This is a genomic window from Phyllobacterium sp. 0TCS1.6A, assembly GCF_026420825.1.
In the GTDB taxonomy this organism is placed as follows: domain Bacteria; phylum Pseudomonadota; class Alphaproteobacteria; order Rhizobiales; family Rhizobiaceae; genus Phyllobacterium.
On the sequence record NZ_JAPMAB010000010.1, the window covers coordinates 41,189 to 56,408 of the forward strand.

Below are 15,220 nucleotides of genomic sequence, written 5' to 3' on the forward strand. Positions count from 1 at the left end.
CGGGCATTATCATACTCCTTGATCGCCCACCGCGATCAGTCGGTTTATGGCCTGGGGCTGGTTTCCGGGCTCTGGAGCTCCCTCGCAGGACGCCGCGACGCCTTCCCGGGAATTCCCCAGTGGCTCTTTTGCCGCGTTTTACTCCACCACCGTTGCGGGGGCAGCGCCGGGTTCAGACCGGCTTCCCAATTCTCCGCTCCCCTAGAAGCGGCACCTCAAGCAGCTCCATATGAGCACTAGGCAAGATAAAAGGATAGGTGCGGAAACGACATGGCATTTACGCAAGACGACACGGCCCGCCTCATGGCCGGCCGTGCCGCAGATACGCGGTTTTCGCAGGTGCTAGCCGCGATATCGATATTGCTCGATGGACTGGGGCTTCATCTCGATGGAGAAGCCGGGAAGCGAGGGTGGCATATAGGCCGCATCGCGTATGACGCATGGATCGACGAAATGCTCGTGCAGATGGTCGACATACTCGATCACCCTGCCCTCCTTGGTGCCGGAGACGGCGACATAATCGAGCATCGACAGATGCTGGACATATTCGCAAAGGCCGACGCCGCCCGCATGGGGCCAGACCGGAAGTTGATACTTGGCCGCAATCAGCAGGACGGCGAGCACCTCGTTTAGGCCGCCCATGCGGCATGAATCGATCTGCACCACGTCGATCGCGCCTTCGGCGATGAACTGCTTGAACATGATGCGGTTCTGGCACATCTCGCCGGTCGCCACCTTGACCGGGTGGATCGCCTCGCGGATCTTCCTGTGGCCGGCAACGTCGTCCGGGCTCGTCGGCTCTTCGATGAAGAACGGCTTCACGAAGGAAAGCTTCTTCACCCAGTCGATGGCTTCGCCCACTTCCCAGACCTGGTTGGCGTCGATCATCAGGATGCGGTCCGGTCCGATGACCTCGCGCGCGATCGTAAGACGGCGGATGTCGTCCTCCAGATCGCGTCCGACCTTCATCTTCACATGATTGAAGCCCGCATCCACCGCTTCCTGGCACAGGCGGCGCAGCTTCTCGTCGGAATAGCCGAGCCAGCCGGCGGATGTCGTATAGCAGGGATAGCCTTCGCGCTTCAGCGTTTCGATGCGTTCCGCCTTGCTCTGCTCTGCCTTGCGCAGAATTTCCAAAGCCTCGTCCCGCGTCAGCACGTCGGTCAGGTAGCGGAAATCGACGATATCGACGATCTCCTCGGCGGTCATCTCGCCGACGAGCTGCCAGACCGGCTTGCCGGCCTGCTTGGCCAGCAGATCCCAGACGGCATTGACGACGGCCCCGGTAGCAAGATGCATCGCCCCCTTGTCCGGCCCGATCCAGCGCAATTGACTGTCGCCGGTGATGAAACGCCAGAACCGCCCCGGGTTCTCCTTCACCCAGGCAAGATCGAGGCCGATGACAAGATGCTTCATCGCTTCGATGGCAAGGCAGCAGATTTCATTGCCGCGCCCGATGGTGAAGGTCAGGCCGTGCCCCGAGAGGCCGTCAGTATCCGTATCAAGCACCACATAGGCTGCGGAATAGTCCGGATCGGGGTTCATCGCATCCGATCCGTCCAGGCTTTGGGAGGTTGGAAAACGGATATCGAAGACGCGAAGGTCGGTAATGCGGGTCATGTTCTTTCCTCAGACGGTCCAGCCGCCGTCGATATTGTAGGCCTGGCCGGTCGTATAGGTTGCGCCGGCGAGGTAGACGGCGAGGTCGGCAATCTCCTCGGGCATGCCGAGCCGCCCCATCGGCTGGCGGGCGATGAACGCCGCGCGTGTCGCCTCATAGTCGCCACCCGCGCGCATGCGCTGCTCCAGCGACGGGCTTTCGACCGTGCCGGGGCAGATGGCGTTGCAGCGTATGCCTTGCGTGATGAAATCCGCCGCTACCGACTTGGTGAGGCCGAGAACCGCCGCCTTGGTGACCCCATAGGCGAAGCGGTTGCCAACGCCCTTCACGCTGCTGGCAACGGAAGACATGTTGATGATGGCCCCGTCCTTGCGCTCGATCATGCCCGGCAACACGGCCTTGATGGTGCGGATCATCGCCCGCACATTGAGGTCCAGCGCGAATTCCAGATCGGCATCCGGCATTTCGAGAACGGTACCGCCATGGACGAACCCGGCGCAATTGAACAGGACATCGACCTGTCCGATCTCGCCGACGACCCGCGTGACCTCGTCGCCATTGAGCACATCGAGCTTGCGCGGCTTGATATTGTCCTGCTTTGGCAGGGCATCGAGCAGGCCCTGGTTGATATCGGTCGCGTGCACGATTGCCCCGGCTGCGGCGAAAGCCAGCACCGAGGCCCGCCCGATACCCTGTCCCGCCGCTGTTATCAGCACGCGCTTGCCTTCAAGTTTCGAAATCATATCCATTCTCCATTGGGCCCGCGGCGCAGGCCTGGTGATCAAATCGCTCGCTACGATATTATCAGCTTATCTCAGTTGTGAACTCTTCCACGCTTCGCTGCTTCACGGCATCCCAGTCCCAGTCGATGCCGATGCCGGGTTCGGAGGGCGCCAGCGCATATCCATCCTCGATGCGCATCTGCGTGTGGGTAAGGTCGTCGAGCTGCGGAATATACTCGACATATTTGCCATTCTGCACGGCGCAGGTCAGGCTGACATGCAGTTCCATGAGAAAATGCGGGCAGACGGGAATATTGAATGCCTCGGCGGCATGCGCGACCTTCAGCCATGGCGTGATTCCACCGATGCGCCCGACATCCACCTGCACGATGGAACAGGCGCCGCGCTGCATGTATTCGCGGAAATGCCTGATCGAATAGAGCGATTCGCCAATGGCGACCGGCGTCTGCGTCGCCGCCGAAAGCCGGACGTGGCCGTCGATATCGTCGGCCGCCAGCGGCTCCTCCAGCCAGGCGAGATCGATATCGCCGAGGACGCGCGACCGCCGGATGGCCTCGTCGAGCGAAAATCCCTGGTTGGCATCGGTCATTATCTCGAATCCGCCGCCGACAGCGTCGCGAACGGCCGAAAGCCGATCGAGATCCTCCGAACCGTGCGGCCGCCCTATCTTCACCTTGGCGCCCTTGAAGCCCTTGGCCTTGGCGGCCAACGCGTCATCCACCAGAGCCTGCTTCTCGATATGGAGCCAACCGCCTTCGGTCGTGTAGAGCGGACAGCGGTCCTTGGCGCCGCCGGCAAGCTTCCACAATGGCAGGCCGACCTTCTTTGCCCGCAGGTCCCACAGAGCGACGTCGACGGCCGCCAGCGCTATCGCCGTGATCGCGCCGATCGTCGTCGCATGGGTGGCGAATTCGAGTTCACGCCAGATGCCCTCGATCTGGTCGGCATCCTTGCCCAGCAGCCTCGGGACCAGATGATCCGACAGAAGCCGCATAACGGACGAACCGCCGGTGCCGATCGTATAGCTGTAGCCGGTGCCGGTAGCGCCATCACTGTCGGTAATCGTGACTATGGGCGTTTCCTGGCTGACAAAGCTCTGTATGGCATCCGTTCGGCGAACTTTCGGCGGCAGATCCACCATGCGAAGTTCAACCCGTTCAATTTTTGCCAAAGTGACCTCCCGGCGGCGTTTCGGCCTTGCTAATTCAGCGATCTTGTACCCATATATGGGAAGATCATTCATATACAAACATTTATGATGGCGGCGGTCAAGTTGCCGCCGGGCCTTTCGCACAGTGATGCACTTCGTATATGGCTAGAGTCAGCGAATCCGGGATCAGCCGATGACAGATGAAGACGACAGCGACCGCTACAGGGCACCAGCGCTCGATAAGGGGTTGGATATATTGGAACTATTGGCAGGGATCGATGGCGGCGTCACCCAGGCGGAAATTGCCAAGCGGCTCGGCCGCAGCCCCAACGAATTCTACAGGATGCTCGACCGGCTGGTCCGCCGCGGCTATGTGACGAGGCTGGAAGGCGATCGCTATTCGCTGACGCTCAAGCTCTTCGGCCTGGCGCAGTTGCATGCTCCCGTGCGGCGGCTGGCGGCCTATGCGGCGCCCTTCATGCGGGAGCTTGCCGTGACGTCGAAGCAGGCCAATCATCTTTGCGTCTTCGATCGGGGCGCAGTGGTCGTCGTCGCGCAGCAGGAAGCGCCGGAATATTGGGGCATCTCGATAAGGGTCGGTTCACATATGAGCCTGTTCAATACCGGCTCCGGCCATGTGCTTCTGGCGTTCCGTTCCGACAAGGAACGCGAGCTGATGATCGCCGAATATGAGCATCATCTCGATGACAGGCTGGTGCTTGACGATCATCAGGACAGGCTGGAACGCATCCGCGAGCACGGCTACGAGATCATGCCCAGCGCGCAGACTGCCGGTGTGTTCAACGTCTCGGCGCCCGTCCTCGGCCCTGACGGCCGCGCCATAGCGGCGCTGACATGCCCCTATATCTCGGTCCTCAACGTGGCGGATGCGCCGGATGTCGAGGCTGTGGGACGAATGGTCGTTGCGACCGCAGGAAAGCTTTCGGAACTGTCCGGCGCGGACATCCGCCAGAACTGAACGAGGAGGAGCCATGCCCGCTGCACCAATCATCGACACCCACCTCCATCTGATCGATCAGGGGGCCCTGAACTATCCCTGGCTGGCGGAGGCCGGCTCGCTCAACCGCAGCTTTCTCTATGACGAATATGCCCGGCAGGCGCATCGGGCCGGCATCGGCGCTGCCCTGCATATGGAGGTGGATGTCGCACCTTCCGATATCGAGGCCGAAACGGCCTTCATCGAAGGTCTTTCGCGGCAGGACGGCAGCCTCATCCGGGGCGCCATTTCCTCCTGCCGCCCTGAAAGCCAGGATTTTGCCGCCTTCCTCGAGCGGCAGTCGGGCAACCATTTCATCAAGGGGTTTCGCCGCGTCCTGCATGTCATGCCTGACGAACTTTCCGAGAGCGGCCTGTTCCGCGACAATCTTCGGCGGTTGACCGGCACCGGGCTGACGTTCGACCTTTGTGTATTGCCGCGGCAAATGGAAAGGGCGATCGCGCTGGTCGATCTCGCGCCCGAGGTGCAGTTCATCCTCGACCATTGCGGCGTGCCGGATATCAAGGGCGAGGATTTCGACGGATGGAGCAAAAATCTCGCCGAGATCGCCCGCAGACCGAACGTGGTGGCCAAGATATCCGGCGTCGTTGCCTATGCCGATGCCGATAGCTGGAGCGTGGCGACGCTCGAGCCCTATGTGCATCACGTCATTGCGAGTTTCGGCTTCGATCGGCTGGTCTGGGGTAGCGATTGGCCCGTCTGCACCCTCGGCGGCGGGCTTGCCACCTGGGTCGCCGCGACCCATGCGCTGCTTTCCGGATGCAGCGACAGCGAGAAAGCACGGCTGTTTTCCGAAAACGCCCGGCGCATCTGGAAGCTCTGATAGCGGCGATTGGGCTTGCCTCATCCCGGCGACCGCTTTACCTAGTTAAAAAACAAAGGAGCATCGATGGCGGCGGAAGCGAGCGGACCAGACCTGATCAGCGTAGTGGTGCTTCTGGGCGCCGGCGTCGTGGCAGTCCCCATTTTCAAGCGCCTCGGACTTGGATCGGTGCTCGGCTACCTGGCAGCGGGATTGGTCATCGGCCCGTTCGGGCTGCGGCTCTTTTCCGACCCCATGACGATCCTCCATGTCGCCGAGCTCGGCGTCGTCATGTTCCTGTTCATCATAGGACTGGAAATGCAGCCATCGCGCCTCTGGGGGATGCGCAAGGAGATTTTCGGCCTCGGTGCATTGCAGGTTGCGGGGTGCGCCCTCGTCCTCACGGCGATCGGCGTTGCCACGGGCTTTCCGGTCGCGACATCCTTCGTCTCCGGCGCCGGCTTCGTCCTGACCTCCACCGCCATCGTCATGCAGATTCTCGAAGAGCGCGGCGACATGGCGAGCCCCGCCGGCCAGAAGATGGTCTCGATCCTCCTGTTCGAAGACCTTGCGATCGTGCCGCTTCTTGCGCTGGTCGCCTTTCTCGCGCCCATCAGCACGGAGGAAGCCGGCGGACTGCGCTGGATGGATATTGGCATAGGGCTCGGCGCGGTCGCAGGGCTGATCATTGCCGGCCGCTACCTCCTCAACCCGCTTTTCAGCATTCTTGCCGTTTCGCGCGCCCGTGAAGTCATGACGGCCGCTGCGCTTCTCGTCGTATTGGGCGCAGCGCTGCTCATGCAGGTCAGCGGTCTTTCCATGGCCATGGGAGCGTTTCTCGCAGGCGTTCTTCTCTCAGAATCGACGTTCCGCCATCAGCTGGAAGCAGATATCGAGCCGTTTCGCGGAATTCTGCTCGGTCTTTTCTTTCTCGCGGTCGGCATGTCGCTCGATCTCGCGGTGGTCGCGGCCAATTGGCAGATGGTGATCTTCTATGTCATCGCGTTCATGCTGTTCAAGGCGGCCGCCATCTATGTGGTGGCCCGCCTGCTCAAGACACCGCATCGCGAATCCGTCGAAAGAGCCGTGATCATGGCGCAAGGCGGCGAATTCGCCTTCGTGCTTTACGCCACCGCGACCAATGTCGGCATATTGGATGGGCAGGAAAATGCGATCCTGACCGCCATCATCATCATTTCCATGGTCCTTACCCCATTGGCCATCATCGCCATGCGTGCGTTCCTGGGCACGCAGAAACAGTCGCTCGACGGCGTCGATGTGGCCGAGAACCTCTCGGGGCGCGTCCTCGTCATCGGTTTCGGCCGGTTCGGGCAGATTGCCAGCCAACCGCTGCTTCTGCGCGGAGTCGATGTCTCGATCATCGACAATGACGTCGAGATGATACAGGCGGCGGCGCAATTCGGCTTCAAGGTCTATTATGGTGACGGCACACGCCTCGACATACTGCACGCCGCTGGCGCAGGGCGCGCGCAGGCAGTGCTTGTCTGCGTGGACAAGCCGGAAACGATCCTGACCGTCGTGCGGCTGATCAAGTCGGAATTCCCGTTGCTGCAGATCTATGCGCGGTCCTACGACCGCGGCAATACGCTCGAACTCATCAATGCCGGCGTCGAATACCAGGTTCGCGAGACCTTCGAATCGGCATTGACCTTTGGCGAAAGAACGCTGGTCGGTCTTGGCGTCGATCCTGACGAAGCCGCCGAGGTCATTGCCGATATTCGCAGGCGCGACGATGAACGCCTGGACCTGCAGCTGGCGGGCGGCATCTATGCGGGCGGGGATCTGATGAAGGGCAACGCCCCCGTCCCCGGCCCGCTGATCAAGCCGAAACAAACGGGGCGGGCGCTGAGCGAAGAGACGGCCAGCGTCTTGCCGCTTGCACTGGATACGGATCGATAGGAGCGGGCATGACGGACATGAACGATTCCGCCATCACGGAAATCACTGGGTTCTGGCGCGAAGCCGGCCCTGCGAAGTGGTTCGAGAAGGACGATGCGTTCGACGATGATTTCCGCGCCCGGTTCTTCGACCGGCATTTTGCCGCCGCACGCCGGGAATACGAGAACTGGGTGGAAACGCCGGAAGGCGCGCTGGCGCTGATGGTGCTGCTCGACCAATATCCGCGCAACGCCTTCCGCGGCACTGGACATATGTACGCCACCGATCATCTGGCACGCCACTACGCCCGGATCGCACTGGAGCGTGGCCATGACCTGACCCTGGAACAGGAGGTGCGCGGATTTCTCTATCTGCCCTTCATGCACTCCGAAGACGTGGATGACCAGCGGCGCTGCGTCGAACTGTGCCGCGGCGGTTCGCCTTCGAACCTCGAATATGCGCATGATCACTATGATATCATCCAGCGCTTCGGGCGGTTTCCTCACCGCAACGCAATATTGGGGCGCCAGACGACGCCGGCAGAACAGGCTTTTCTCGACGAGGGCGGCTTCGCCGGCTGATCGCCCGTTGGCCTTTCTGGCCGCAGCCTCTTGAACCATGGGCACGAGACTGCCATTATATGTCGATCTGGCGCTGTAGCCTCATATATACACATTGCCAGCCAAACAGGGACGACTGACCGCGCATCGATGCCGGACGAACAATCTGAAGAACCGCCGAGTCCGGACTTGCGAAGCAAGCTGACCCCGCAACCGCGGCGTCAGCATGTCCACCGATCCACGTCTAAGTCACATTCCCTGCCGGTTGATGCCAGCGGCATGGTCCTGCTCGCCCATATGCCAGCGCCCCCTTTTCAAATTTCCCACAAGGACCCGTTTTTCCAATGGATCTGACTTTAGAGTGGCTTGCCGACCCCAATGCCTGGATTGGTCTCGCGACGCTTGTCGTGCTTGAGATCGTCCTTGGCATCGACAACCTCGTATTCATCGCCATTCTCGCCGACAAGCTTCCCCCGGATCAACGCAACCGCGCCCGCGTCGTCGGCCTGTCGCTGGCATTGCTGATGCGGCTTCTGCTGCTTGCGTCGATTTCATGGGTGGTAACGCTGACGCAGCCGCTCTTCACGATTGCCGGTTTTGGCTTCTCCGGCCGCGACATCATCCTCATCCTCGGCGGCATATTCCTGCTGTTCAAGGGCACGATGGAGCTGCATGAGCGCCTCGAGGGCGATCTTTCGGCCAAGGAGACCAATGTCGTCCATGCCGTCTTCTGGCAGGTCATCGCCCAGATCGTCGTCCTCGATGCGATCTTCTCGCTCGACAGCGTGATCACGGCAGTCGGCATGGTGAAACATCTCGAAGTGATGATGATCGCAGTCGTCATCGCGGTCGGCGTCATGATGCTGGCGTCCAAGCCCCTGATGACCTTCGTCAACCGCCACCCCACGGTCGTCATCCTGTGTCTCGGCTTCCTTATGATGATCGGCTTCAGCCTCATCATTGAAGGCTTCGGCTTCCATATACCGAAGGGCTATCTCTACGCGGCAATCGGCTTCTCGGTGCTGATCGAGGCCGCCAATCAGGTCGGCCGCCATAATCGCGAGAAGCGCATCACGACGATGGATCTGCGAGACCGTACCGCCGGCGCGGTGCTGCGCCTCCTCGGCGGCGGCAGGAACGGCGAGACGCCCCACGCCGATACGCTCGACGTCATCGCCGAACATAGCGCGGCGGGCGATGTCTTCCATCCGGAAGAGAAGGAGATGATCCGCGGCGTGCTCGATCTGGTGGAACGGCCCGTGCGGTCGATCATGTCGCCGCGCAACGAAGTTGAATGGCTCGACCTCGACGAGTCCAATGAGGAGCTTCTGGCGGAAATCCGCACGCTTGCGCATAGCCGCGTGGTGCTTGCGCGTGGACGTGTCGAGGATTTCGTCGGCGTCGCCCTGACCAAGGACCTGCTCTTCGCCATTCTCGATGGCGGCAAGATCGACTGGGAGAAGGTCACCCGCCAGCCTCTCATCCTGCATGAGAACGCCAATGTCCTGCGGGTGATGGAGCAACTGCGCGGTTCATCGGTGCAAATGGGTATTGTTCTCGACGAACATGGCTCCTTCGAAGGCGTGGTGACGCCGACGGACATTCTTGAAGCCATTGCCGGCGATTTCCCGGAAGAGGGCGAGGAAAGCCCTATCCTGGAACGCTCCGAAGACGGAAGCATGATCGTCGATGCCTATATCGATATTCGCCGCCTCGGCGGGCTTATCGACAGGGACCTCGTGGATGAAGGCGACCGCTACACCACGCTTGCCGGTTATATCTTGTGGAATCTCGGCCACATACCGGTGCAAGGCGAGAAGCTGACGGTCGATGATTACGAGTATGAGATCGTCGAGATGGAAGGACGCAACATAGGCAAGGTCCGCATCACCTCGACGAACGCATCAGCCATGTTTATCTGACGGATGCGGCAACAGACAGGAACATTGTTCCTGACTGTTTTCGTTCTTGGCCCGGGTCCCTTCGCCGACCGGGCTGTCGCAGGCGAAGCCGTTGGCGCCTGCCTGCGACGGCGCACTCCCGGACGATGAAACGCGTATCAATGATGATGCCTTCCTGATGAGGTTTGCGAGCTGGCCCTGCATGTCATCCGGCCTTTCGCAGCCAGCTCGGGAATGGGTCCACCAGGTCTTGCCAGAGGTGCGGTGTGAAATCCGTGGCATCCACCAGGCATTCATCGAGTTCTGCCCGCAGTTGCGCCTCATCCATCGTATCGACCCCAATGAAGACAAGCTCCTGCCGCCTGTCGCCCCATACGGGATCGAGGTATGACCGCATGGCCGCATGCCATTCCGGCGCGTCAGGCCAACGGTTGCGGGCGATCGACGACCACCACAATCCCCTCCGTTCGGTGCGGACCAGCGCACCCGCCTGGCTCAGTTCACCGACATGGTCTGGCCGTGTCGCGAGCCAGAAAAAGCCTTTCGAGCGGATGACACCCGGCCATTGACGGTTCATGAAACCGTGAAATTTCGCCGGGTCGAATGGACGCCGTTCGCGGTAGACGAAGGAACGGACGCCATATTCCTCGGTCTCGGGGACATGCTCGGCAAAACCGTGCAGTTCCTTGAACCATAATGGATGCTGATGCGCCTTGTCGAAGTCGAACAGGTTCGTATCAAGCACTGCTTGCAGGGGTGCTCTCGCAAAGTCCGTCTCGATCAGCCGAGCATCGGGATTGAGCGCCCGGATGATCTTGCGGGCGGATGCGCGATCCTCGGGGCTGGCCGAAGACAGTTTGTTCAAGACCACCACGTCGGCGAACTCGATCTGATCGACCAGGAGGTCGATCAGCGTCCTGTTATCGTCATCGCCGAGCGACTCTCCGCGGTCGCGCAGAAAGTCGCTCGAAGCATAATCCTTCAGGAGGTTGGCAGCGTCGACCACTGTCACCATGGCGTCGAGCCTGGCAATGTCGGAAAGGCTGTTGCCATCCTCGTCCCTGAACTCGAACGTCGATGCAACGGGCAGCGGCTCCGATATGCCGGTCGATTCGATGATCAGATTGTCAAACCGGTGCTGGCTCGCGAGCTGCCTTACTTCCGCCAGCAGATCGTCGCGCAAGGTGCAGCAGATGCAGCCATTGGTGAGCTCGACCAATTGCTCCTCGGTTCGAGAAAGGTTGGCGCCGCCATCGCGCAGCAGCGCCGCGTCTATATTCACCTCGCTCATATCATTGACGATCACGGCGACACGCCGGCCTTCGCGATTGTGCAGGATATGATTGAGCAGTGTCGTCTTTCCTGCGCCAAGGAAGCCTGACAGCACCGTCACGGGCAATTTTCGCTTATACTCCATCATCCCAGTTCTCTTTCTCATATGTAATAACATTACATTCTCAGGCAAAAAGAGAGCGGAGTCCTGTCGGAACTCCGCTCGTCCTGCCTTGTCAGCTCTTGTCGACGATAGCCCGTTTGAAGGCCTCGGCATTGTGTTCCATCATCTCGATATAGGTGCCAGCACCCTCGCCCGGCTTGGACAACGCGTCCGAAAACAGCTCGTCGCCCATGGCGAGCCCGGTTTCCGACGCAATCTGCTCGATCAGGCGCGGATTGGTGATATTCTCCACGAAAATGGCCGATGCCTTGTCTTCCCGGACCTGTTCGATGAGCTTTGCGATATCTGCTGCCGAAGCTTCCGAATCCGTGGAAATGCCTTCAGGTGCCAGAAATTTCAGCCCATAGGCACGCTCGAAATAGCCGAAGGCATCATGCGAGGTGATGACCAGCCGCTTTTCCTGCGGGATGGCATTGATGGCCGCCTTTACATCCGCCTCGGTCGCTTCCAGCTGTTTGTCATAGGCCGTTCCATTGGCTTTGTAGGTTTCGCAGCCTTTCGCATCCGCGGCGCAGAAGGCGTCGACGATGTTCCTGACATAGATTCTCGCATTGGCGATCGATTGGAACGCGTGCGGATCATAGGCCCCGTGATCGTGGCCCGCATGCTCTTCCTTGTGCTCGGCATGCTCGCCTTCCGCATGGCCATGCTCATGCTCTTCCGCTTCGGACTTGAGCGGCTCGATCCCCTTGGTGAGTTCGACGATGGGCGCCTTTGTCGCGCTGGCCTCGACCAGACGCGGCAGAAACCCTTCGAAATGCAGGCCATTCACCAGGATCACATCGGCAGAGCTTAAAGCTGCCGCATCCGCAGGCCGGGGCTCATAGACATGGGCGTCGCCGTTCGGCCCCACGAGGGTGGTTAGTTCGATCCTGTCACCACCGACATTCCTGGCGAAATCCGCGATGATCGAGAAACTTGCGACTACCTTCAGATTGTCCGCATGGGCGGCAGTATAGCCGCCAAGTAATGCTATAACGTTCAATAACGCGGCGAGTTTGATGGATTTTTTCATATCGAGCTTCCTTATGCAGGTCGTTAGGCAGTCTTGTGACGATGGGGGCGGATGCGGCTTCGAAGGACCCCGCCGGAGCCGGCGAGGAACGAGACGACATATGCCCCGCCGGCGGAGAGGATGATCGCCGGTCCTGAAGGAGCGGCAAAATGATAGGAGATGAGCAACCCGACGATGCAGGAGCAAATGCCCAGTGCGATGCCGAGAAGGCACATCGGGCCGACACGCGTCGTCCAGAACCGCGCCGCGGCAGCCGGCAGCATCATCAGGCCGACCGCCAGCAATGTGCCCAGTGCCTGGAACCCGGCAACGAGATTGAGGACGACCAGAGCCAGGAAGATGAAGTGCACCGGCGTGCCGATGCGGCTGACCGAACGCAGAAACAGGGGATCGAGACACTCGGCGACGAGTCCGCGCCAGAAGAACATCAATGTCACCACGCTCAACAGCGACACCGTGCCGATCAGCGTCAAGGCGTCATTGTTCAGCGCAAGCACCGAACCGAACAGAACGTGCATCAGATCGACGTTCGACCCTCGCAGCGAGACGATCATCACGCCAAGCGCCAGTGAAATCAGATAGAACGCCGCGAGTGAAGCATCCTCCTTCTGGATAGTGAAACGCGAGACCGCGCCTGCGCCGAGTGCGACGACAATGCCCGCTGCGAGACCGCCGAGGGTCATCGGCACGATCTGCAGGCCGTAAAGCAAGAAGCCGACTGCTGCGCCCGGAAGGATGGCGTGGGCCATGGCATCGCCTGTCAGGCTCATCCGCCTGAGCATCAGGAACACGCCGACCGGACAGGAACCCAGCGCGAGCGCCAGCGATCCAAGCAGAGCACGCTGCATGAAGCTGTATCTGACGAAGGGCTCGATCAAGGTTTCATACATGATCATGCTGCCTTCGACCCGTCATCATGTCCGCCATCATGGACGTGGCCCGAGCGGTCATGCCCCGGGTGGTCATGCCCCGGGTGGTCATGCACCGGATCGTCATGGCACCAATCGGCATTCTCCTCCCATGCCTCGTGAAACTGCCGCGCCTGCAGCAGATTTGCCGGCATCAGCGTCTCGCGCGACGCGCCCCATGCGACCGGCTTGCGCGCCAGCAGAAGCGTTTCCGGGAAATGCTGCCGCACCAGATCCAGATCATGGACGACCACCATCACCGTGCGGTTTTCGCCATGCCAATGCTTGATGAGCCCGATCAGGTCGGAAACCGTCTTCGCATCGATCGCGTTGAATGGTTCGTCAAGCAGGATGATATCGGCATCCTGCAGCAAGACGCGCGCGAACAGCGCCCTTTGCAATTGCCCGCCCGAAAGCGTGTCGATGGGCCGTTTCTCGAAACCGCCCAGCCCCACGGCCAGCAACGCACGCGAGACATTCGCCTGGTCCTCGCCCGTATGCCGTCCAAGAAGACCGCGCTTCGGCCAGAGGCCCAGCGACACGAGATCCACCACCCGTGCCGGGAAGGAGCGGTCGAGTTCCGACTGCTGTGGCAGGTAGGCGATCTTCTGTCCGCTTGCCACGATGCAGCTGCCGGCCATCGGCTTAAGAACGCCGACGATACCCTTCATCAGCGTCGATTTCCCCGAGCCGTTCGAGCCGACGACGGCCGTCAGGGAACCTCGCCGCACGGTGCCACTGAGGTGATGCACCGCAGGATGGCTATTATAACCCAGCGTCAGATCGCGGAATATCAGGCTTGTCTCGTTCATTTAAAATTCGGCTCGCCAGCACATGTTGAGGCCACAGGCCATGGCTCCGGGGGAGCATCCTTGACCGTTCCTATGTGATGTTATTACATTAGTCAACCTTGAAGGCTCTCAACCATGTGGAGAGTGAAACAAAATTGCCATTGACGCCGATCCGCGCAATAACCCGCTGGCGGCACGGAAAAATATTTCCTATCTCATTGATTGCATATCGGAGAGAACTGTTATGACAACGACGCATGAGCTGACCAAGAACCAGTCGCTGGTGCTGAATGCGCTCACGCGCGCCGATGGCCCCCTCAGCGCCTATACGATACTGGACCAGCTCCGGCCGGAAGGGTTCCGGGCACCGCTGCAGGTCTATCGTGCGCTCGACAAGCTGCTGGACTACGGCATGGTCCACCGGCTGGAGAGCATCAACGCCTTCGTCGCCTGTTCGCATGCCCATGGCCACAGCCATGGCATGACTGCGTTCGCCATCTGCGAGAATTGTGGTCAGGTGACGGAATTTTCCGACGACGAAATCACCGCACGGGTGCGGGAATGGACAAGGGCCAGCGGCTTCAAGCCATCGAAGACCACGATCGAGATTCGCGGCACTTGCGCAAATTGCGCCGCCGCCTGACCTAGCGCTTGCGATAGGCCTTGAGGAACATATCGACGCCGGACGTAACGGTTTTCCGCACAACTTCATCCGATGGCGGGTCGTCCATGCAGCCGAAAAGCCGGCGCTTGAAAATGCCACTGACCATCAGATCGGACAATTGATAGGTCGCAAGGTCGAGATCGTCGATTTCGAGGTCGCCTGCCGCGACACGCTTTTCCAGCCATCCCCGCACGAGGGCCTGCCCGCGCTTCGGGCCCTGCTCATAGAAGCTGCGGCTGAGCGAGGGCATGCGTTCGGCGACGCCGATGACGACCCGCTGCGCGCGAATGACGACGTCCGACGTGACCTTCATCGATAGCGCCATCCCGAAGGCGATCAGGGCCTCCCGTATGTCGCGCTCGCCCTCCAGCGCGGAGTGGACGCCGCTGAAGAACTTGTCGCGATACTGGATGCAAAGCTCCATGAAGAGCTCTTCCTTGCTGTCGAAATAGACATAGATCGTGCCCTTGGACACGCCCGCTTCGCGCGTGATGTCGTTCATGCTGGCTGCATCGAACCCCATCTGCGAAAATACCCTGTCGGCCCCTTCAAGAATCTGCTGGCGCTTGGCGGGGTCCTGCCCCGCACCCGGGCGGCCCTGCTTTTCGTTGGCCATCGCTTCTTCAAGCGCACATGCGAGAAGATGGGGCTTTGCCTGGGTCTTCGTTGAAGACATTCCTTTTCGTTTCCTC

General features: G+C 60.5%; 14 protein-coding genes and 1 riboswitch. Of the genes, 6 read left to right on the forward strand and 8 right to left on the reverse strand.

The window, feature by feature from the left end; translation table 11 throughout:
• Window positions 1-37 precede the first annotated feature (37 nt).
• Window positions 38-233: riboswitch (cobalamin riboswitch) on the reverse strand.
• A 109-nt stretch (window positions 234-342) separates the two neighbouring features.
• The 3 genes from OSJ75_RS19135 to OSJ75_RS19145 all read right to left on the reverse strand — a co-directional run bounded on the left by OSJ75_RS19135 (window position 343) and on the right by OSJ75_RS19145 (window position 3,535).
• Window positions 343-1,620 (reverse strand): L-fuconate dehydratase, encoded by a 1,278-nt coding sequence (locus OSJ75_RS19135; protein ID WP_267229131.1) that lies wholly within the window; start codon window positions 1,618-1,620, stop codon window positions 343-345.
• Window positions 1,621-1,629: 9 nt separating this feature from the next.
• A complete protein-coding gene (locus tag OSJ75_RS19140) occupies window positions 1,630-2,364 on the reverse strand; it encodes an SDR family oxidoreductase (protein WP_267229132.1) in 735 nt (244 codons plus the stop codon).
• Window positions 2,365-2,425: 61 nt separating this feature from the next.
• Window positions 2,426-3,535 (reverse strand): mandelate racemase/muconate lactonizing enzyme family protein, encoded by a 1,110-nt coding sequence (locus tag OSJ75_RS19145; RefSeq protein WP_267229133.1) that lies wholly within the window; start codon window positions 3,533-3,535, stop codon window positions 2,426-2,428.
• A 172-nt stretch (window positions 3,536-3,707) separates the two neighbouring features.
• On the opposite strand from OSJ75_RS19145, the gene OSJ75_RS19150 reads away from it, so the two are divergent.
• The 5 genes from OSJ75_RS19150 to OSJ75_RS19170 all read left to right on the forward strand — a co-directional run bounded on the left by OSJ75_RS19150 (window position 3,708) and on the right by OSJ75_RS19170 (window position 9,715).
• Window positions 3,708-4,493 carry an IclR family transcriptional regulator gene (locus tag OSJ75_RS19150; RefSeq protein ID WP_267229134.1) on the forward strand — a complete coding sequence of 262 codons (786 nt, stop codon included), beginning with the start codon at window positions 3,708-3,710 and terminating at the stop codon, window positions 4,491-4,493.
• 13 nt (window positions 4,494-4,506) lie between these two features.
• Window positions 4,507-5,355: an amidohydrolase family protein gene (locus OSJ75_RS19155; protein WP_267229135.1), complete on the forward strand. Its 849-nt coding sequence runs from the start codon at window positions 4,507-4,509 to the stop codon at window positions 5,353-5,355.
• Between the two features lie 66 nt (window positions 5,356-5,421).
• On the forward strand, window positions 5,422-7,254 hold the full coding sequence (locus OSJ75_RS19160; protein WP_250018495.1) for a monovalent cation:proton antiporter-2 (CPA2) family protein: 1,833 nt from the start codon (window positions 5,422-5,424) through the stop codon (window positions 7,252-7,254).
• Window positions 7,255-7,262: 8 nt separating this feature from the next.
• A complete protein-coding gene (locus OSJ75_RS19165) occupies window positions 7,263-7,814 on the forward strand; it encodes a DUF924 family protein (RefSeq protein WP_267229136.1) in 552 nt (183 codons plus the stop codon).
• A gap of 323 nt (window positions 7,815-8,137) precedes the next feature.
• A complete protein-coding gene (locus OSJ75_RS19170) occupies window positions 8,138-9,715 on the forward strand; it encodes a TerC family protein (RefSeq protein ID WP_267229137.1) in 1,578 nt (525 codons plus the stop codon).
• A gap of 184 nt (window positions 9,716-9,899) precedes the next feature.
• Here the strand turns inward: OSJ75_RS19170 and zigA are convergent, their stop codons facing one another.
• From zigA to aztA, 4 genes are all read right to left on the reverse strand, one after another.
• Window positions 9,900-11,111, reverse strand: a complete 1,212-nt coding sequence (gene zigA / locus OSJ75_RS19175; protein ID WP_267229244.1) for a zinc metallochaperone GTPase ZigA — start codon at window positions 11,109-11,111, stop codon at window positions 9,900-9,902.
• 91 nt (window positions 11,112-11,202) lie between these two features.
• Window positions 11,203-12,165 carry a zinc ABC transporter substrate-binding protein AztC gene (gene aztC, locus OSJ75_RS19180; RefSeq protein ID WP_267229138.1) on the reverse strand — a complete coding sequence of 321 codons (963 nt, stop codon included), beginning with the start codon at window positions 12,163-12,165 and terminating at the stop codon, window positions 11,203-11,205.
• A 23-nt stretch (window positions 12,166-12,188) separates the two neighbouring features.
• Window positions 12,189-13,055 carry a zinc ABC transporter permease AztB gene (aztB, locus tag OSJ75_RS19185; RefSeq protein ID WP_267229139.1) on the reverse strand — a complete coding sequence of 289 codons (867 nt, stop codon included), beginning with the start codon at window positions 13,053-13,055 and terminating at the stop codon, window positions 12,189-12,191.
• Window positions 13,056-13,057: 2 nt separating this feature from the next.
• Entirely contained in the window at window positions 13,058-13,885 is an 828-nt protein-coding gene (gene aztA, locus OSJ75_RS19190; RefSeq protein WP_267229140.1) for a zinc ABC transporter ATP-binding protein AztA, read from the reverse strand.
• A 223-nt stretch (window positions 13,886-14,108) separates the two neighbouring features.
• Here aztA and OSJ75_RS19195 point away from each other — a divergent pair, with 223 nt between their 5' ends.
• The gene (locus tag OSJ75_RS19195; RefSeq protein WP_250018489.1) at window positions 14,109-14,507 is read left to right on the forward strand and encodes a Fur family transcriptional regulator; all 399 of its coding nucleotides are present in this window, start codon (window positions 14,109-14,111) and stop codon (window positions 14,505-14,507) included.
• Window position 14,508: 1 nt separating this feature from the next.
• Here OSJ75_RS19195 and OSJ75_RS19200 read toward each other — a convergent pair whose 3' ends face one another.
• A complete protein-coding gene (locus OSJ75_RS19200; protein ID WP_250018488.1) occupies window positions 14,509-15,204 on the reverse strand; it encodes a TetR/AcrR family transcriptional regulator in 696 nt (231 codons plus the stop codon).
• Window positions 15,205-15,220 lie beyond the last annotated feature (16 nt).